The organism is Microbacterium sp. W4I4, from assembly GCF_030816235.1.
GTDB lineage: Bacteria > Actinomycetota > Actinomycetes > Actinomycetales > Microbacteriaceae > Microbacterium.
Window position 1 is genome coordinate 1,074,198 of the sequence record NZ_JAUSXT010000001.1, and the last position, 16,910, is coordinate 1,091,107.

Here is a 16,910-nt window from a genome sequence, read left to right on the forward strand (position 1 = left end):
CGTGGGCGCGTTGGCGGTCTTCGACCTGGACGGCACGCTCGTCGACCAGGTGTCGGCAGTGCGGACCTGGGCGCGGGAGTTCGCCGATGACCGCGGACTGGATGAGGCTGCGGTGCCGGGTCTCGTCGCAGCCCTGATCGCCCGCACACCGAAGGACCGGGTGTTCGCGCAGATCGTCGATGACCACGCCGGCACCGAGGATCCGATCGAGCTGTGGGCGTCGTATCGACGACGGATGCCGGAGCTGGTGGCCCCTTTCGCGGGGGTGCCGCGCGCCTTGACCGCCTTGCGTGCGGCGGGCTGGACGCTCGGCATCGCGACCAACGGCATGGCGGACAATCAGGAGGGGAAGATCCGCCGGACCGGTCTCGATGGCCTGATCGACGGTTGGGTCGTGTCATCCGTGGCGGGAGTGCGAAAGCCCGATCCGCGGATACTGCATATGCTCGCCGACCGTCTGGGATGCCCGCTGTACGGGTGGATGGTGGGCGATGGGCTGGAATCCGACATCGCATGCGGAGTTCGAGCGGGGATGCGAACGGCGTGGATCAGCGAGGACTCGGCCGCGCCGGCATCAGCCCGTCCGGATCTGATCGTCCCCTCGGTCGCGGCATTCGCCGATCACGTTCTTGGAGACGTCTGAGCAGCCGAGTCGCCGTCAGGCTCCGGCCAGGACACCCCGAGTCTTCAGGTCCACGCGCAGTGACGGAGCGTCACGGAAGTGATGGGTGCGGATGCCGAGTTCGGCAGCGCCTGCGACGTTCGCCTGCGTGTCATCGGCGAACAGCACGCTGGCCGGCTCGCATCCGAGCGCATCCAGCACATGGGTGAATGCTCTGGCATCCGGCTTCGCGAATCCGATCTCCGCAGTGTTGAAGATCGGGTCGAAGTGCTCGTTGAGGCCGAGGTCGGCGGTCTCCGCGGGGATCGTGTCGGTGCCGTTGGTGAGGATCGAGGTGCGGATGCCGGCGGCCGTGAGCTCGCCGGCGAGCACCAGCATCTCGGGGTCGACTCGCGCGCGCTGCGCTCCCCATTCGCGAGCGGCCTCGTGGTTGCCGAGCTCCGCGCCGATCGCCGTGATCCAGTCCGCGCGAAGGAGCCGCCCCGTGGTGAGCTGCTCGACCGACGAACTCGTGAAGGCGATCTGCGCGATCAAGCCGGGTGCGATGCCGTGCCGCCGCTCGATCGCTGCGGTGACCTCGGGTTCGAAGTGCCGGATCACGCCGTCGAGGTCGAAGAGGACGGTACTGATCATCGCTCCAGGATGTCATGTCTCCGGAACGGCTTCCTCTCGATAGCGTGGAGCGATGAACCTGGACGAGGTGGCCGCGGCAGTCACGCGATGCATGGCCGCGGCCGGGCATCCGATCGTCGTGGGAATCTCGGGCTACGCCGGGTCCGGCAAGAGCACGCTCGCCCGCGAGCTGGTCGCGCGGATCCCCGGCTCCGTGCGCATGCGCGGTGATGACTTCCTCGACCCGGTCCGCTCGCACCAGCGCTCGACGGACTGGGATGGGGTGGAGCGCGCCCGGCTGGTCACCGAGGTGCTGTCGCCGTTTCGCCGGGGCCGACCGGGAACTTTTCGGCGGTACGACTGGGCCGCACGGGCGTTGAGCGCGCCGGAGCCCGTCCCCTCCGGATCGGTGATGATCGTCGACCTCATCGGGCTGTTCCATCCCGAGACATCCGATTCCCTCGACCTCCGGATCTGGTGCGATGTCGACATCCTCACCGCTATGCAGCGCGGCATGGCACGGGATGCCGCTGCCGGACGCGACCACGCCGCACTCTGGGAAGACGTCTGGACGCCCAACGAGCGCGACTTCGCGCAGCAGTTCTCGCCACGGGATGCTGCGGATCTCGTCTACACGGGCTGATCAGAGGTCGACGGAGTACTTGAATCCGACATGGGAGTCCACGAACCCGAGACGCGTGTAGAAGCGGTGCGCGTCCGCACGGGCGGCATCTGAGGTGAGCTGCACCAGCGGCGCATCCAGCTCGATCGCGGCGTGATCCATCACCCAGCGCATCAGGGCGCCGCCGATTCCCGAGGACCGCTCTGCACTTGAGACGCGGACGGCCTCGACCAGCAGCCTGGTGCTTCCCCGACGCGCCATGCCGGGGATGACCGTCAGCTGCAGCGTCCCGACGACAGCACCGGCCTGGTCCTGCACCACGACGATCTCGTTGCTCGGATCGTCGATGATCCGATCCAGCGCTGCGGCGTACGCGTCGGCATCCTCAGCGCTCGCGACGTCTCCACGACCGGCGCTGATCGGGTCGTCCGAGAGGAGCCGGATGATCGGATCCAGGTCATCGCGCGTCGCCCTGCGGATGACGATCTGCGCCCCGCGCGCGCTTGCGGTGAACGGGAGATTCAGGCGGTCGATCACAGGTCACTCGATTCTCAGATGTCGGGTCCGGCGGCCTCCGAGCATACGGGAGGTCCGCTTGCTCTGACGCCAACGTCCGCACTATCGGCACGGCCGATCGACCCATTCGGCAGTTCTCCACCTCGATTAACCGTTACCTTTTCGTGATATGAGTTCGTCGAATCCACCCCGAACAGACGTTCGAATGTCGGAGGTCATCGGCATCATGGAATCATGGCAATCGCATCGGAGCTTCGGGAGCAGGTCACCACATTGGTCGACCTGCTCGGCGCCGAAGTGTGCGTCGACGAGCTGCCCAGCGTCGTGAGAGAGTTCGGCGACGAGCAGGTGCTGAATCTGCTGCGGCGAGCCGACGCCCTGATGCGCGGCGCCGAGCGAGTGCGCATCATTGCCTCCGGCGTCGTGGCCGAACGCTCGACCCGGCCCGCCGGGCACGACGGGCTCGCGCAGAAGCTCGGCCACCGCAACTCGACATCACTCATTCAGGAGATGACCGGGTCATCGCGCTCGGAGGCGGCGAAGGAGATCCGCGTCGGCGAGGCGCTGCTCGGCGACACCGGCGATGACTCCCCAGACGACGCGCTGCGGGACTCTGAAGCCCCACCCGCCCCGCCGCGTGCGTGGCACGCTCCCCTGTCCGATGCGCTGATGACCGGACGACTCTCCAAGGATCAGCACGCCGCGATCCTGCGGGGCCTCGGGGAGCCTCCCGTCCCCGAGGCGGGCACAACGCCAGAGGAGAGTGCGGATGCTGTCGCAGCAGCCATCCGCGAGGCCTGGAGCCTCGCTGCCGAACAGCTCGCCGAGGAAGCGTCCGCACGCACGGTCGAAGAGCTCGCGCAGCAGTCCCGCACGATTCGTGATCGACTCGACCCGGCAGACGCCACACGTCGATTCATGGAGCGGTATGAACAGCGAACGTTCCGCACCTGGTGCGATGCCGACGGCGCGAAGCACGCCCGCATCGACTTCGACGATGAATCCTACGAGTGGGTGCGCAGCATCGTGGATGCCGCGATGCGCCCACGCCGCGGAGGCCCGCGATTCGTCGACCCGGATGAGAAGAAGGACGCCGAAGCCCTCGTCGACGACCCCCGCAGCAACGAGCAGCTCACCTACGACCTGATAATCGACCTGCTTCGTGCCGGCTCGCTGGCCGACGCCGAGACCGTCTTCGGCACGCGGCAGGCCGGCGTCAGGCTCGTGCATGTCCAGGGCGACGCGAACGGCGGGCACACCGAGGACGGACTCGTGCACCTGCCCGCCGCGCTCATCGATCAACGCATCTGCGACACAGCGACCATTGCGGTCACCGTCGACAGCTGCGGGAATCCACTGGATGTAGGCCGCGAGCACCGCCTTTTCACACCGCGACAGCGCATCGCGCTCGCGATCCGGGACGGCGGATGCCGTTGGCACGGATGCGACCGGCCCGCCTCCTACTGCGAGGCGCATCACATCGACGAATGGCAACAGGACCAAGGCAGAACGGATGTCGACCGCGGCATTCTGCTCTGCAGATACCACCACATGCAGCTCCACCATGGCGGTTGGCGCATCACTCGAGACGGCAAGGCCGACTTCGTGCTTCACCCACCAGGTGGCGCGCCACCCGTCGCGCTTCGACCCCGGCTGGCACTCCGGTTCGCCTGGGACGGCATCGACCCGCCGCCCAAACGCTTCAGAACGGCGGCGTGACCGCGCCCGTCGGCGCGGACGCGCCCCAGGATGACGGACAACCCACGGTGGCGGGATCACGAGGGTGGCGGACGGATCACGGGGCGGGCTATGTGCCGGGCCTGCGCGTGTGACGGAGAAGGTGACGGAGACGCCAAGGTGACGGTAATGGGTACGCGAACGTGACGGTGACAGGTACGCGAACGTGACGGCGACAGGTACGCGAACGTGACGGACACGTCGGGGGTGCTCACGATCCGAGCGGCTGACGTGCCTAAGGTGACTCACGTGGCCCTCCGACAATCCGTCTTCATCGCCAGCGCCCCGGTCGCTGTCATCGGGATGTGGCTGTGGGCGGAACTCGTCGACGCCAGAGCCAGCAGGAGCGCCCTCGGCGACACTGCGATCGGCCGTGCGAGATCCGAGTCCGAAGGCCTCGGATCGTCGCCTCTGGATCGCACCGACGCAGTCGTCGTGCTCGGCTATCGGAACCGCGGCGAGCGCGCCAACTTCGTGAACAGATTCCGAGTGCGCGCCGGCATCCGCTCATTCGACTCGGAGGCCGCGGACAGCGTCCTCGTCCTCTGCGGCGGACCCGTCGGCGGCGCCGCTCCCGAAGCGGTCCTCATGCAGCGCTATGCCCGAGACGAGCTCCACCACACCGGGCGCATCATCCTCGACACCACCAGCCGCTCCACGTGGGAGAACATCGCCCACGCGATCCCGCACATCGAACACGCCACCACGGTCAAGATCGTCTCCAACGCCCCGCACGCCGAACTGGGGCGCCAGATCCTCCGGCAGCAGCGCCCCGACCTCGCCGAGCGGCTGGTCCGCGGTGCCGAGCACCGATTCGGAGAGGCGCCGGTGCTGAAGATCCTCTCCGCCCTGCGTGCTGTGCAATCGCAGCTCTCCGGTGCCTGGCGCACAGCCGCAAGGGCGCAGGGATCCATGCCTGAACCTGCGCGGACCGAATGACGTCTGTCAGTGCTCCGCGACGACCTCGACCTTGAAACCGCGCGCATCCTCCAGCCACCCCGCATAGTGATCAGGCCCACCCGCGTGCGGATAGCGGTCGTCGTAGAGCGGGCTCCAGCCGTGATCGACCGCGGCCGCCATGAGCGCGTCGACGGCATCCCGAACTCCCCCGCGGAACGCGAGATGATTCACACCCGGCCGACGCCGATCATGCTCCGACGATGAGAGGTTCGGTGACGTCGTCAGCGACAGGTAGCTCCCGCCGGCCGACCACGACTCCCCGCCCTCCCAGCGCTGCACGGACTCGAAGCCCAGCTCGGTGAGAAGCCAGCGCCACGATGTATCGAGAAGCTGCCGGTCGGCGACCCAGACCTCGACGTGATGCAGACCGGGCATCATTCAGCGGCCCTCGGACAGGAACGCCGCCACGACCGGAGCCACAGACGCGCCGACCTCGTCCGCCGGACGCTTGCGACCCTTCACCTCGAACGAGTGCCCGCCGCCCTCGAACCAGGCGATCCGGGCATCCTGACAGGACGCCACGGCATCCTCCAGCTGAGACAGCGGCTGCACGAACGGGTCGTTCGTGCCCTCCACGAACAGCTGCGGCGCGCGCACGGCGGGCAGGTGCTCGACGCGCGGCTTCTCCGGCTTTCCCGGCGGATGCAGCGGATAGCCGAGATACACCAGCCCGTCCACCTCGAGACCGTTCAGACCCTCCCCGTCCAGCCCCTCGGCCGCCGCCATCGACGCCATCCGTCCGCCGTACGACTTGCCGCACGCCCACACCGGAGCATCCGGCGACTGAGAACGGATCGCCGCCACGACAGCCCGCCAGGTGAGGATCGCGTGGGCTGCCGGGCCCGGCATCCGTCTGCCCGCCTCGACATACGGAAAGTTGAAACGCACCGTCGTGAAGCCCTCATCACGCAGCGCCCCGGCGAACCCCACCAGGAAGGGATGATCCATCCCGGCCCCCGCGCCGTGCGCGATCGCGACGACGCCGCGGGACCGAGCAGGCGCATCCCACGCCGCCGACACCGAGACATCCCCGGCAGGCAGCGCGACCGTGACAGTCACGTCGCACTCCTCGCGAACGGCAGCCGCACGACCTCGCCGCGACGAGCCTGCAGGATCCCCCGGACGACGACCACGAGATGCACCACGCAGACGAGCACGTACAGGATTATCGGGATGCCGAGGGGCAGGAAGCCGACCGGCTCGGGCGTGCCGAACAAGCGCGGCACGGACAACGCCAACTGCAGCACCAGAAGCCCGGTGGAGACCAGCAGGAAGACCATGCCCCAACGCCGAGCGGAAGCCGCGTTCGCCTTCGCCAGAGGGCCCTGACGGGACAGCGACCCGTAGGCCGCGACCATCGCCCCGCCGGCGGCGAGCGAGCCGAGCATCGGAACCGGCAGCAGCACCAGCAGACCCGCAGCCCAGGCGGACACCCCGGTCGCAGTGGGGCCAGAAGAGGTCATCGCGATTCCGGTGCGGTGCCGCCCTCGCCGTCCGTGCCGGGCTGATCGGATGCCGGAGATTCGGGTGCGACCGGTTCCGCCGAATCGGGCTCGGCGGACTCGGGCGCCGCAGCCTCAGGTGCAGCCGCAGGCTCGGCCGCAGCCTCAGGTGCAGCCTCAGCCTCAGCCTCAGGAACCGCAGCCTCAGGAACCGGCTCCGCGCCGGGAGCGGGGATCCGCTCGCCGAACTGCGGCGGCTGGCTCAGGTCGACGCTCGGACGCGTCGGCGCCGCCTTCTCCGACCCCATCACCTGCCGGGCCTTCGCCAGCGACGCGGCCTGCACCCGCACCTCGTAGTGATCGGCGAGCATCTGCGTCATGCTCGCGAAATCGCGACGGCGGCGCACGATCGAGTACGTGATCAGGCTCATGATCATGCCCAGCGCGACGCCGACCAGGATGAATCCGAGGAAGAGCGAGATCGGAGCATCCGGATTGCCGAACAGCATGATCGCCGAGAGCACCAGACCGATCAGCACGCCGTTGATGGCACCGGAGCGCGCGGCGGCGGCGTAACCGAGCTTGCCGGTCACCCGCTCCACGGTGCGCACCCCCTGCCCGACGATCGCTATGTCGCGGGCGGGAACCTCGCCGGAGATCAGCTTCGACACCGTCTTCTGAGCAACCTCGTAGTCGCGAGTCGACGCGACCATCTCGCCGAGATCGCTGCCCTTGGCCGTGCGGTTCATCATGCTCATCGTCCCATTGTCCCAGAAGCGCCCGCGGTGATCATCCGACGGTCCGCGCGACGCCTCCCCGACTACGCTGGAGCACGTGAGCACACAACGGGTTTTCGCGGCACGGCTGGCCGGCTGCGCGGTCTTCGATCCCGTCGGCGACCGGCTCGGCAAGGTCCGCGACGTCATCATGGTGTACCGCAAGACGGCGGCCCCCCGCGTCATCGGGCTGGTCGTCGAGATCCCGGGACGCCGACATGTGTTCCTCTCCATCGGCCGGGTCACCTCGATCCGGTCGGGACAGGTGATCAGCACCGGACTGATCAACGTGCGCCGCTTCCAGCCGCGCCCCGGTGAGGTGCGGGTGCTCGCCGAGTACCTCGGGCGTCGCGTCATGCTCACCGACGGCAGCGGCAGCGCCGTCGTCGAGGACGTCGCGATCGAGCAGGACCGTCACGGAGAATGGGCGATCGCGCAGCTCTTCCTGCGCAAGCCCCGCACCAGCGCCTCACCCTTCGCGAAGGGGCCGACGACATTCGCGAGCTGGACAGAGGTGACCGAGCAGCAGCATCCGGGCGAGGCGCAGTCCGCCGAGCAGCTGGTCGCCACCTACTCCGAGCTGCACGCCGCCGACCTCGCCACCACGCTGCTCGACCTGCCCGAGCAGCGCATGATCGAGGTCGCCGAGGAGCTGCCCGACGAGCGCCTGGCCGACGCCCTCGAGGAGATGCCGGAGGACGACCAGGTCGGCATCCTGGACCGCCTCGGCGATGAGCGAGCAGCCGACATCCTCGACGAGATGGAGCCGGATGACGCCGCCGACCTGCTCGCGCAGCTTCCGCCGGCCCGTCTCGAGCAGCTGCTCGCCCTGATGGAGCCCGAGGAGGCGGAGGACGTGCGCACCCTGCTGCGCTACGGTCCCGACACCGCCGGCGGCCTGATGACCACCGAGCCGATCATCCTCTCCGCCGACGCGACGGTCGCGGAGGCCCTCGCGCTGATCCGCCGGCACGAACTGCATCCGGCTCTCGCCGCTGCCGTGTTCATCACGCTTCCGCCGTTCGAGACGCCGACCGGTCGTCTGCTGGGCGTGGTGCATTTCCAGCGGATGCTGCGCTATCCCCCGCATGAGCGGATGGGCGCGATCCTCGACGACAATCTCGAGCCGGTCTCGGTCACCGCATCCGCCGCTGAGGTCGCCCGTCTGCTCGCAAGCTACGACCTGGTCTCGCTCCCCGTTGTGGACGCCACCCACCGCCTCGTCGGCGCGATCAGCGTCGACGACGTGCTGGACTACCTGCTCCCCGACGACTGGCGCACGCACGATGCCGATGAGGCTGAAGCGGCCGAGACGGGCGGGGCGCGATGATGGCCCGCCCGTCCCGCCTGGACACGCCCCTCGGTCGCGCCGGCGCACTGCGCTCATCGGCCCCGTCGCGCGACAGGTTCGGACGCTTCACCGAGTGGGTCGCCCGCGCCATGGGCACGCCGGCCTTCCTCGTCATCCTGACGCTGTTCTGCGCCGTGTGGGTCATCTGGAACACCCTGATGCCCGATGCGCTGCGCTTCGACGACGCCGCGCTCGGATTCACGGCGCTGACGCTGATGCTCTCCCTGCAGGCCTCGTACGCCGCGCCTCTGATCCTGCTCGCGCAGAACCGTCAGGACGACCGCGACCGCGTGCAGATCGAGCAGGACCGGCAGCGCTCCGAGCGCAACCTCGCAGACACCGAGTACCTGGCCCGCGAGGTCGTCGCCCTGCGCCTCGCGCTCGAGGACCGCAATTCCCAGACGATCACCCGCGATGTGCTGCGCCAGGAGCTCAGGACGCTGCTGCACGAACTCGAACGAGAGCCGGCGGCGACGGACGAGACCACGCCATGACGAGTGCCGACCAGGTGCGCGCCGCCGTCGGTGCCGTCACCGACCCTGAACTGCGCCGGCCCATCGGCGACCTCGACATGGTGCGCGAGATCTCGGTGGACGGCACGACCGCCCACGTGTCGATCGTGCTCACCATCGTCGGCTGCCCGATGGCCCAGCGCATCGAGCAGGACGTGCGGGATGCCGCGGCATCCGTGCCCGACATCGCCGACGTCCAGGTGGATGTCGGAGTGATGACTCCCGCCGAGCGTCGTGCGCTGACCGAGAAGCTGCGCGACGGACGACCGGTGCGGCAGATGCCCTTCGGCCCGGACTCCCTCACGCGGGTGATCCTCGTCTCCAGCGGCAAGGGCGGCGTGGGCAAGTCCACGGTCACTGCGAACCTCGCCGTGGCTCTCGCGCAGCAGGGGCTGCGTGTGGGGCTGGTGGATGCCGACGTGCACGGGTTCTCGATCCCCGGACTGCTCGGCATCGCGCCCGGCACTCAGCCGACCCGCATCGACGACCTCATGCTTCCGCCGGTCGCCCATGACGTGAAGACCGTCTCGATCGGGATGTTCCTACGCGAAGGAGAGTCGGTCGTCGCCTGGCGCGGCCCGATGCTGCACCGCACCGTGCAGCAGTTCCTCACCGACGTCTTCTTCGGCGATCTGGACGTGCTGCTGATCGACATGCCGCCGGGCACGGGCGACATCGCCATCTCGATCGGGCAGATCCTGCCCCATGCCGAGGTGCTCGTGGTCACGACGCCGCAGCAGGCGGCATCGGAGGTGGCGATCCGCAGTGGGCTCGTCGCCCGCCGCACCGGCCAGCGAGTGATCGGCGTCGTCGAGAACATGGCGCCGTACACGCTGCCCGACGGCACGGTCATCGACCTGTTCGGCTCTGGCGGTGGAGCTGAGGTCGCCCGGGTGCTCAGCGAACCCGGCGAGCACGGCGCACCCACCGAGGACGTGCCGCTGATGGCATCCATCCCGCTCAGCCCTGCATTGCGTCAGGGCGGCGACAGCGGGCATCCGGTGGTGCTGGATCAGCCGGAGGACGCCGCCGCGCAGGCGATCATCCGACTCGCCGACACGATCGCGCACCGCGGCCGGGGGCTGTCCCGCCGGTCGCTGCCGATGCGCCTCAGCTGAGGGACGCTGGTGTCAGGTCGCCTCGGCGTCGAAGGGCGGAGGCGTGGTGCGGGTGAAAGCTGTGCGCGTCATGGGTGCACGCACCGGGGCGACAGGGTCGGTGGCGACCGACGTCGGCGCGGCGGGGGCGCTGTCGAAGTCGGGCTCCTCGAACAGCGCGTCGCGGATGATGCGGCGGGGATCGTACTGGCGGGGGTCGAGCTTGCGCCAGTCGACCTCGTCGATGTCAGGACCGAGCTCGTCCTTCATCTTGGTCTTGGTCTCGCGCAGGTACTCCGCGGCACGACGAGTGAACCCTCGGAACGCCTCAGCGGCCTTCGGCAGCCGCTCCGGACCGATGATGAGCACAGCGACAATGCCGATCAGCAGCAGCTTGTCCATGTCCAGGCCCCAGTTCATCCCCCCAGGCTACCCGCCGCGCCTCCCCTCCGGTTGCACTCTCGACGCATAACCTGTCAGTGACCCCATTCTCAGGAGAAGGACCATGAGCGAACACGACGCGAACGCCCGATTCGCCCGCGAGACCATCGTGGAACCCGCCGCCATCTCCCGCGCGCGCACGCACGCCGTGGAACTCGGCGCGTCTCCGATCAGTCCGGAGGTCGGCGCTCAGCTCGCGGTGCTCGCCGCAGCATCCGGCGCACGGTCCATGGTCGAGATCGGAACCGGCGCCGGTGTGTCGGGACTCTGGTTGCTGCGCGGTGCGCCGCAGGCGGTGCTGACCACCATCGACAACGAGCCCGAGCACCTCGCCGCGGCGCGGCAGGCCTTCGCCGACGCGAAGATCCCGCCTGCGAAGGCGCGCTTCATCACGGGGCGCGCAGCCGATGTCCTGCCGCGCATGAACGAGAGCTCGTACGACATCGTCCTCGTCGATGCAGACGCCGAGAACGTGATCGAGTACGTCGAGCACGGACTGCGCCTGGTGCGCACCGGCGGCCTGGTGCTGGTGCCGCGCGTGCTGGCAGGCGGCAGGACCGCCGACCCCGTGCAGCGGGATGCCGTCACGTCGGCCTACCGATCGCTCGTGCAGGAGACCCAGGAATCGCCGGCCGTGCTGGCCGCGCTGTCCACGACGGGCGAGGGCCTGCTGCAGCTGTCTCGCATCTCGGAGTAGACCACCCCGGATTCTCGAAAGAGCCGGGATACGAAAGAAGGGCGATGGATCACTCCATCGCCCTTCTGCGTTTATCTCGGCTCAGGCGGGGTTCACGACTGCTGCAAGCACATCGTGGAGTTCCTTCGCCTCGGCGTCGTTCACGGAGACGACCAGACGGCCTCCTCCTTCGAGCGGAACCCGAACGATGATGAGTCGCCCCTCCTTCACGGCCTCCATCGGTCCGTCGCCGGTCCTCGGCTTCATCGCTGCCATCGTGGCTACCTTTCCCTCGGTGGTATGGCTCAAGTTTATCGTCAGAGGGCGACACTGGTGTGCCCCCAGGTCACAAACGCCGCACGGTCTGTCTGTGCGGAGGCTCTGTCGCTCCTATGGAACCTGCCAGAACGTCTCCGCGATGCCGTACATCGACAGGATCCAGAGCCATTGCGCGAGCAGGCAGAGTCCCAGCATCCCCCAGCGCCAGCCGCGGGATCGCGGCACCGCCAGCGCGCCCCACAGCGGCGTCAGCGGCATGAGCAGCCGCAACGTGCTGGACTGCGGGAAGAACACCGCCAGCAGGTAGAGCAGATAGCTCGCACTCCACAGCCGGATGTCGGAGCCCAGCCGTCGCACGGCGCGCCCACGGAGCAGCATCCACGCGGCAACGGCGACGAGCGCGGCGAGAACGACCCAGCCGGACCAGGCGGGCAGCCCGGCCTGCGACATCCAGAACTCGGCGCCGCGCACGAAACCCTCGAACGGGAAGAAGTCGGCGCTCGCATCCGGCAGCCAGTTCCGGCGCCACGCCAGCTCGGTCTTCAGGTAGGCGGAGTGGTCGCCGGTGACGAGAGCCGCGATGACCTGCCACGAGAATCCGATCACCGCGCTCAGCAGCCCCAGCGCGATGATGTGCACGATCTGGCGCACCGGCAGCGGCTCCCGGTCGCGCCGCACCCACCGCACGATGCCGTGCAGGGCGAGGAACAGGGAGAAGGCGAGGATGCCGGGACGGGTGAAGCCCATCAGCGGCAGCACGATGTACAGCGGCCAGTAGCGCCGCACGGCGACGAGATCCAGTGCGACGAGCAGCAGCAGCACGAACAGCACCTCGGCGTAGCCGACCTGGAAGAGCGCAGCGAGCGGACCGCTGGCGAAGAACGCGACGGCCCACATCGCGGCAGTGGAGCCGATGCGCCGCCGCAGCAGTCGGTGCAGCATGAGGCAGGCGAGGAAGCCGGCCACGAGCGACACGAGCATCGCCCCCGTCGCCCAGTCGCCGACGCCGACCCACTGCGACAGGTACGCATACGCCGGCATGAACGCCCACGCGTTCTCGCCGACCCCACCCGTGTCCGTCAGCGGGAGCGAGGACGGGTAGCCGTTCACGGCCACCCACCAGTACCACTGCGCATCCCATCCCAGCACGAAGTCGCGCAGGCTCGGCGCCTGTCCGAACCGGGAAGCCGGGCTCGAGACCTGTGCGGCGAGAATCAGGAAGCCCGTGGTCACCAGCCGGGCGAGCCCGTAGACGATCGCGATGCGCCCGACGACGGGCAGGCGCACCCAGTGGCGGACGCCCGATGTCAAGACGCCTGAGGTCAGGACGCCGTCAGCCACGAGCGCAGCCCGCGTTCGACCTCTTCGATCTGAGCGAGCGGCACCCGCTCCTCGTCGTGATGCGCGAGATGCGGGTCGCCCGGGCCGTAGTTCACGGCCGGGACTCCCATCGCCGAGAAGCGCGCGACGTCGGTCCAGCCGTACTTGGCGTGCGCCTCGCCGCCGACGGCTGCGAGGAAGCGCTGCGCGATGGGCGCGTCCAGGCCCGGACGTGCGCCGGGGGAGGCATCCGTGATCTCGACCTCGAAACCGGCGAATGCGGCGCGCACGTGCTCTTCGGCATCCGCGACGCTCTTGCTCGGCGCGAAGCGATAATTCACCTCGACCTCGCAGAGGTCCGGGATGACGTTGCCTGCGACTCCGCCGCGGATGCTGACGGCGTTCAGCCCCTCGCGATAGCCGAGCCCCTCCACGGAGATCTCCCGCGCCCGGTATTCGGCCAGGCGGGCGAGGATGGGCGCGGCACCGTGGATGGCGTTCTCGCCGACCCAGGACCGCGCGCTGTGCGCGCGCACGCCGCGGACGCGGACGGTGGCGCGCATCGTGCCGTTGCAGCCGCCCTCCACGCGCCCGTCCGACGGCTCGCCGAGAATGGCGAAGTCGGCCTCGAACAGGTCCGGACGAGCGGATGCCAGCAGGTTGAGTCCGTTGAGCGTGGCTGCGACCTCTTCGTTGTCGTACCACATCCAGGTGATGTCGGCCTGCGGCTCTGTGAGCTCTGCCGCGAGCTTGAGCTGCACCGCGACGCCGGCCTTCATGTCGACCGTGCCGCGGCCCCAGATGAATCCGGCGCCGTCGATCTCGATGTCGCGGGTCGGGACGTTGTCGTTGATCGGGACGGTGTCGATGTGCCCCGCGATCACCACGCGCTGCGGCCGGCCCAGAGAGGTGCGCGCGATGACGGTGTTGCCGAGGCGGATCACCTCGAGATGACCGTACGCGCGCATGGTCTGCTCGATCTCGTCGGCGAGGCGAACCTCGTCGCCGGAGACGCTCGGAATGTCACAGATGACGCGGGTGATGTCAGCGGCGGACGCAGTCAGATCGAGCACCATGGCCCCAGCCTAAGCGCTGTGTCATACGCGCAGCATCCGCATGTCCACCCGCGATAGCGTTGTCGGATGAGCACCGCACGCACAGCTTGGGGCATCGGCCTGCGCACGATCGCATCCGACGGAACCGTCCTCGACGCCTGGTTCCCCGAGATCGGCCTCGGCGAGGCGGATGCCGCTTCAGCCGCGACCTGGGACGCCCAGGGCGGCCCCGACGAGCGCCGTGAGGTGACCGTCGAACTCGTGCAGCTGAGCATCGACCTCGACTCGCCCGTGGCCTCCACCGAGGACGCCTACCTGCGCCTGCAGGCCCTGTCGCGCCTGCTGGTGCGTCCGAACGAGCTGAACCTCGACGGCATCTTCGCGCACCTGCCCACCGTCGCGTGGACGAACGCCGGACCGATGCTCCCCTCCGACGCGGCACGCCTGCGGCCGGCGATGCAGCGCCACGGCATCCAGGTGCAGGGTCTGGACAAGTTCCCCCGCCTGACCGACTACGTCCAGCCCGAGGGCGTGCGCATCGCCGACGCGTCACGCGTGCGCCTCGGAGCGCACCTCTCCCCCGGAACAACCGTCATGCACGAGGGCTTCGTGAACTTCAACGCCGGCACGCTGGGCGCAGCCATGGTCGAGGGTCGCGTTTCGCAGGGTGTCGTCGTCGGCGACGGCAGCGACATCGGCGGCGGTTCGTCCATCATGGGCACGCTGTCCGGCGGCGGCTCGCATCGCATCTCCATCGGCGCACGCACGCTGCTCGGCGCGAACGCCGGCATCGGCATATCGCTGGGCGATGACTGCATCGTCGAGGCAGGTCTCTATGTGACCGCGGGGACGAAGGTCGTGCTGCGCGACGGGCCGGTCGACGCGAACGGCGCCAAGCCCACCATCAAGGCTGCTGAGCTGTCCGGCCGATCGGGCATCATGTTCTGGCGCAACTCGCTGACCGGCGCGATCGAGGCCAGGCTGCGCGAGGGCCACGGTGTGACGCTCAACGAGGCCCTGCACGCCTGAGTCCCGCTGACACCCCGTCCGGCCAGCACACAGGCCCGACCGGATCGGACTGCTAGTCTTGACGCGATGCCTCTCGCGAAGCGAGACGTCTGCGTCGTCGAAACACTTCCGCACCGCCTCATCGGCAGCGGTCTCATCGAGCGGCGAAACGATGCGCGATCCCGCGCCGTCGCCCACTTCCGCAGAATCCCTGCGCTTTCACGGAGATATTCCTATGCCTTCCTTCCTTGATCTCGGCGTGCCCGCCGCTCTCGCCGACGTGCTCGCAGCCGACGGCAAGACCGACGCGTTCGCCATCCAGCGCGACACGCTGCCCGATTCCCTCGCCGGCCGTGACGTGCTCGGCCGCGGCCGCACCGGCAGCGGCAAGACCATCGCCTTCGCGCTGCCCCTCGTGGCACGCCTTGCGGCATCCGGCGCGAAGACCCGCGCCAGCCACCCGCGCGGCCTGGTGCTCGCCCCGACCCGTGAGCTGGCCTCGCAGATCGCCGCGACCGTGGCTCCTCTCGCCGCTGCCGAGGGCATGCGCGTGACGACCGTGTTCGGTGGCGTCAGCCAGCGCCCGCAGGAGCAGGCGCTGCGCGCCGGTGCCGACATCGTCGTGGCCTGCCCCGGCCGCCTCGAGGACCTCATGAAGCAGGGCGTCGTCTCCCTGGACTCGGTGGAGATCGCCGTGCTCGACGAGGCCGACCACATGGCCGACCTCGGCTTCCTGCCCGGCGTCACCCGCATTCTGAACTCCACCCCGGCGCGCGGCCAGCGTCTGCTGTTCAGCGCCACTCTGGACCGCGGCATCGACTCGCTCGCCAAGCGCTTCCTGCACAACCCGGTCAGCCACGAAGTCGACGAGGCCAGCGTTCCCGTCGGCGAGATGACGCACCGCGTGCTCGTCGCCGCCGATGCGGACGCCAAGAAGCGCCTCGTCGAGGACCTCGCATCCGGCACCGGCCGTCGCATCCTCTTCACCCGCACCAAGCACCACGCGAAGAAGCTCGCGAAGCAGCTGAGCTCCGTCGGCATCCCGTCGGTCGACCTGCACGGCAACCTCGGTCAGAACGCCCGTGAGCGCAACCTCGCGGCCTTCAGCGCCGACCCCGCCGACGGCGGCGTGCGCGTGCTGGTCGCCACCGACGTGGCCGCCCGCGGTGTGCACGTGGACGACGTCGAGCTCGTCGTGCACGTCGACCCGCCGGTCGAGCACAAGGCGTACCTGCACCGCTCGGGCCGCACCGCCCGTGCCGGCGCTGCGGGCACCGTCGTGACCCTGACTCTGCCGGAGCAGCGTCGTGACGTGAAGGACATCCTGCGCAAAGCGCAGATCTCCGTGGGCCTCGAGGACGTCACCCCGGCGATCGTCGCCGAGCTCGTCGGTGAGCGCGCTGCGAAGGTGAAGTACGTGCCGGCCCCGGTCCAGCAGCAGGGCACGCCGAAGGCGAAGTCCGGCCAGGGCCGCGGCAACGCGCAGGCGGCCGGTCGTGGTCGCTCCGGCGGTCGCGGCGGCCGTGGTGGCGCTCAGGGCCAGTCCTCCGGCGCTCAGGCCGGTGGCACGCAGCGCGACCAGGCGCAGCCGCGTCAGCGCGGTGCCGGCCAGGGCCAGTCCCGCCGGAGCCCGCAGGTCTACAGCACCTCGACCGGCGCCCCCGGCGGCGCCCAGGGCCGTCCGCGCAGCGCAGGTTCGCGCCGCGCCAGCCGCCCCCAGGGCAACTGACTCCAGGCACACCTGCACGACCCGGGAACACCTGCACGATCGGATCGCCTGATTCCTCGTGCGTCCGTGCCCGGGTCGTGCATCTGCAACGGACTGAGTATGAAGAAAGCGGCCCGCCACGAACCTCTCAGGTTCGGGCGGGCCGCTTCTGTCAG

20 protein-coding genes are annotated in these 16,910 nt (G+C 69.3%); 10 read left to right on the forward strand and 10 right to left on the reverse strand.

The window, feature by feature from the left end:
* Window position 1: 1 nt before the first annotated feature.
* A complete protein-coding gene (locus QF046_RS05090) occupies window positions 2-643 on the forward strand; it encodes an HAD family hydrolase (protein ID WP_307366891.1) in 642 nt (213 codons plus the stop codon).
* 15 nt (window positions 644-658) lie between these two features.
* On the opposite strand, the gene QF046_RS05095 is transcribed toward QF046_RS05090, so the two are convergent.
* Window positions 659-1,255 carry an HAD family phosphatase gene (locus tag QF046_RS05095; protein ID WP_307366893.1) on the reverse strand — a complete coding sequence of 199 codons (597 nt, stop codon included), beginning with the start codon at window positions 1,253-1,255 and terminating at the stop codon, window positions 659-661.
* A gap of 52 nt (window positions 1,256-1,307) precedes the next feature.
* Between QF046_RS05095 and QF046_RS05100 the strand changes: the two genes are divergently transcribed.
* Window positions 1,308-1,877: a uridine kinase gene (locus tag QF046_RS05100; RefSeq protein WP_307366895.1), complete on the forward strand. Its 570-nt coding sequence runs from the start codon at window positions 1,308-1,310 to the stop codon at window positions 1,875-1,877.
* On the opposite strand, the gene QF046_RS05105 is transcribed toward QF046_RS05100, so the two are convergent.
* Window positions 1,878-2,393 carry a GNAT family N-acetyltransferase gene (locus QF046_RS05105; protein ID WP_307366897.1) on the reverse strand — a complete coding sequence of 172 codons (516 nt, stop codon included), beginning with the start codon at window positions 2,391-2,393 and terminating at the stop codon, window positions 1,878-1,880.
* A gap of 213 nt (window positions 2,394-2,606) precedes the next feature.
* Between QF046_RS05105 and QF046_RS05110 the strand changes: the two genes are divergently transcribed.
* Together QF046_RS05110 and QF046_RS05115 are read left to right on the forward strand one after the other, a co-directional pair.
* Complete coding sequence (locus QF046_RS05110; RefSeq protein ID WP_307366900.1) at window positions 2,607-4,091, forward strand: HNH endonuclease signature motif containing protein; 1,485 nt, start codon at window positions 2,607-2,609, stop codon at window positions 4,089-4,091.
* 267 nt (window positions 4,092-4,358) lie between these two features.
* Window positions 4,359-5,048, forward strand: a complete 690-nt coding sequence (locus QF046_RS05115) for a YdcF family protein (protein ID WP_307366901.1) — start codon at window positions 4,359-4,361, stop codon at window positions 5,046-5,048.
* A 6-nt stretch (window positions 5,049-5,054) separates the two neighbouring features.
* Here the strand turns inward: QF046_RS05115 and QF046_RS05120 are convergent, their stop codons facing one another.
* The 4 genes from QF046_RS05120 to QF046_RS05135 are packed head-to-tail and all read right to left on the reverse strand — an operon-like array spanning window position 5,055 to window position 7,269.
* A complete protein-coding gene (locus QF046_RS05120; protein ID WP_307372725.1) occupies window positions 5,055-5,444 on the reverse strand; it encodes a VOC family protein in 390 nt (129 codons plus the stop codon).
* Between the two features lie 3 nt (window positions 5,445-5,447).
* Window positions 5,448-6,128 carry an alpha/beta family hydrolase gene (locus QF046_RS05125; protein WP_307366903.1) on the reverse strand — a complete coding sequence of 227 codons (681 nt, stop codon included), beginning with the start codon at window positions 6,126-6,128 and terminating at the stop codon, window positions 5,448-5,450.
* Window positions 6,125-6,532, reverse strand: coding sequence for a hypothetical protein (locus QF046_RS05130; RefSeq protein ID WP_307366905.1), 408 nt, complete (start codon window positions 6,530-6,532; stop codon window positions 6,125-6,127). Before QF046_RS05130 ends, QF046_RS05125 begins: the two co-directional genes overlap by 4 nt.
* Window positions 6,529-7,269 (reverse strand): general stress protein, encoded by a 741-nt coding sequence (locus tag QF046_RS05135; RefSeq protein WP_307366907.1) that lies wholly within the window; start codon window positions 7,267-7,269, stop codon window positions 6,529-6,531. Before QF046_RS05135 ends, QF046_RS05130 begins: the two co-directional genes overlap by 4 nt.
* Before the next feature lie 76 nt (window positions 7,270-7,345).
* On the opposite strand from QF046_RS05135, the gene QF046_RS05140 reads away from it, so the two are divergent.
* The 3 genes from QF046_RS05140 to QF046_RS05150 are packed head-to-tail and all read left to right on the forward strand — an operon-like array spanning window position 7,346 to window position 10,268.
* Complete coding sequence (locus QF046_RS05140) at window positions 7,346-8,617, forward strand: magnesium transporter MgtE N-terminal domain-containing protein (RefSeq protein WP_307366909.1); 1,272 nt, start codon at window positions 7,346-7,348, stop codon at window positions 8,615-8,617.
* Window positions 8,617-9,132 (forward strand): DUF1003 domain-containing protein, encoded by a 516-nt coding sequence (locus QF046_RS05145; protein WP_307372728.1) that lies wholly within the window; start codon window positions 8,617-8,619, stop codon window positions 9,130-9,132. Before QF046_RS05140 ends, QF046_RS05145 begins: the two co-directional genes overlap by 1 nt.
* The gene (locus QF046_RS05150) at window positions 9,129-10,268 is read left to right on the forward strand and encodes an Mrp/NBP35 family ATP-binding protein (RefSeq protein ID WP_307366911.1); all 1,140 of its coding nucleotides are present in this window, start codon (window positions 9,129-9,131) and stop codon (window positions 10,266-10,268) included. Before QF046_RS05145 ends, QF046_RS05150 begins: the two co-directional genes overlap by 4 nt.
* Window positions 10,269-10,280: 12 nt before the next feature.
* On the opposite strand, the gene QF046_RS05155 is transcribed toward QF046_RS05150, so the two are convergent.
* Window positions 10,281-10,667, reverse strand: a complete 387-nt coding sequence (locus QF046_RS05155) for a twin-arginine translocase TatA/TatE family subunit (RefSeq protein ID WP_307366913.1) — start codon at window positions 10,665-10,667, stop codon at window positions 10,281-10,283.
* 85 nt (window positions 10,668-10,752) lie between these two features.
* On the opposite strand from QF046_RS05155, the gene QF046_RS05160 reads away from it, so the two are divergent.
* Complete coding sequence (locus QF046_RS05160; protein ID WP_307366915.1) at window positions 10,753-11,385, forward strand: O-methyltransferase; 633 nt, start codon at window positions 10,753-10,755, stop codon at window positions 11,383-11,385.
* An 81-nt stretch (window positions 11,386-11,466) separates the two neighbouring features.
* Here QF046_RS05160 and QF046_RS05165 read toward each other — a convergent pair whose 3' ends face one another.
* From QF046_RS05165 to dapE, 3 genes are all read right to left on the reverse strand, one after another.
* Window positions 11,467-11,640 carry a DUF3117 domain-containing protein gene (locus tag QF046_RS05165; RefSeq protein WP_082069058.1) on the reverse strand — a complete coding sequence of 58 codons (174 nt, stop codon included), beginning with the start codon at window positions 11,638-11,640 and terminating at the stop codon, window positions 11,467-11,469.
* A gap of 114 nt (window positions 11,641-11,754) precedes the next feature.
* Window positions 11,755-12,984, reverse strand: coding sequence for a hypothetical protein (locus QF046_RS05170; protein ID WP_307366920.1), 1,230 nt, complete (start codon window positions 12,982-12,984; stop codon window positions 11,755-11,757).
* A complete protein-coding gene (dapE, locus tag QF046_RS05175) occupies window positions 12,966-14,039 on the reverse strand; it encodes a succinyl-diaminopimelate desuccinylase (protein ID WP_307366922.1) in 1,074 nt (357 codons plus the stop codon). The genes QF046_RS05170 and dapE overlap by 19 nt, the downstream gene beginning before the upstream one ends.
* 66 nt (window positions 14,040-14,105) lie before the next feature.
* Between dapE and dapD the strand changes: the two genes are divergently transcribed.
* Entirely contained in the window at window positions 14,106-15,047 is a 942-nt protein-coding gene (gene dapD, locus QF046_RS05180) for a 2,3,4,5-tetrahydropyridine-2,6-dicarboxylate N-succinyltransferase (RefSeq protein ID WP_307366924.1), read from the forward strand.
* 214 nt (window positions 15,048-15,261) lie between these two features.
* The gene (locus tag QF046_RS05185; RefSeq protein WP_307366926.1) at window positions 15,262-16,755 is read left to right on the forward strand and encodes a DEAD/DEAH box helicase; all 1,494 of its coding nucleotides are present in this window, start codon (window positions 15,262-15,264) and stop codon (window positions 16,753-16,755) included.
* The last annotated feature ends 155 nt before the right edge of the window (window positions 16,756-16,910 follow it).

What these genes read in the sequence shown, in the direction of transcription:
- QF046_RS05095 (WP_307366893.1), bottom strand. Translation starts at nt 1,255, where the DNA reads ATGATCAGTACCGTCCTCTTCGACCTCGACGGCGTGATCCGGCACTTC.
- QF046_RS05110 (WP_307366900.1), top strand. Translation starts at nt 2,607, where the DNA reads ATGGCAATCGCATCGGAGCTTCGGGAGCAGGTCACCACATTGGTCGAC.
- QF046_RS05120 (WP_307372725.1), bottom strand. Translation starts at nt 5,444, where the DNA reads ATGCCCGGTCTGCATCACGTCGAGGTCTGGGTCGCCGACCGGCAGCTT.
- QF046_RS05185 (WP_307366926.1), top strand. Translation starts at nt 15,262, where the DNA reads ATGCCTTCCTTCCTTGATCTCGGCGTGCCCGCCGCTCTCGCCGACGTG.
- QF046_RS05160 (WP_307366915.1), top strand. Translation starts at nt 10,753, where the DNA reads ATGAGCGAACACGACGCGAACGCCCGATTCGCCCGCGAGACCATCGTG.
- QF046_RS05100 (WP_307366895.1), top strand. Translation starts at nt 1,308, where the DNA reads ATGAACCTGGACGAGGTGGCCGCGGCAGTCACGCGATGCATGGCCGCG.
- QF046_RS05155 (WP_307366913.1), bottom strand. Translation starts at nt 10,667, where the DNA reads ATGAACTGGGGCCTGGACATGGACAAGCTGCTGCTGATCGGCATTGTC.
- dapE (WP_307366922.1), bottom strand. Translation starts at nt 14,039, where the DNA reads ATGGTGCTCGATCTGACTGCGTCCGCCGCTGACATCACCCGCGTCATC.
- QF046_RS05130 (WP_307366905.1), bottom strand. Translation starts at nt 6,532, where the DNA reads ATGACCTCTTCTGGCCCCACTGCGACCGGGGTGTCCGCCTGGGCTGCG.
- QF046_RS05150 (WP_307366911.1), top strand. Translation starts at nt 9,129, where the DNA reads ATGACGAGTGCCGACCAGGTGCGCGCCGCCGTCGGTGCCGTCACCGAC.
- dapD (WP_307366924.1), top strand. Translation starts at nt 14,106, where the DNA reads ATGAGCACCGCACGCACAGCTTGGGGCATCGGCCTGCGCACGATCGCA.
- QF046_RS05145 (WP_307372728.1), top strand. Translation starts at nt 8,617, where the DNA reads ATGGCCCGCCCGTCCCGCCTGGACACGCCCCTCGGTCGCGCCGGCGCA.
- QF046_RS05165 (WP_082069058.1), bottom strand. Translation starts at nt 11,640, where the DNA reads ATGGCAGCGATGAAGCCGAGGACCGGCGACGGACCGATGGAGGCCGTG.
- QF046_RS05135 (WP_307366907.1), bottom strand. Translation starts at nt 7,269, where the DNA reads ATGAGCATGATGAACCGCACGGCCAAGGGCAGCGATCTCGGCGAGATG.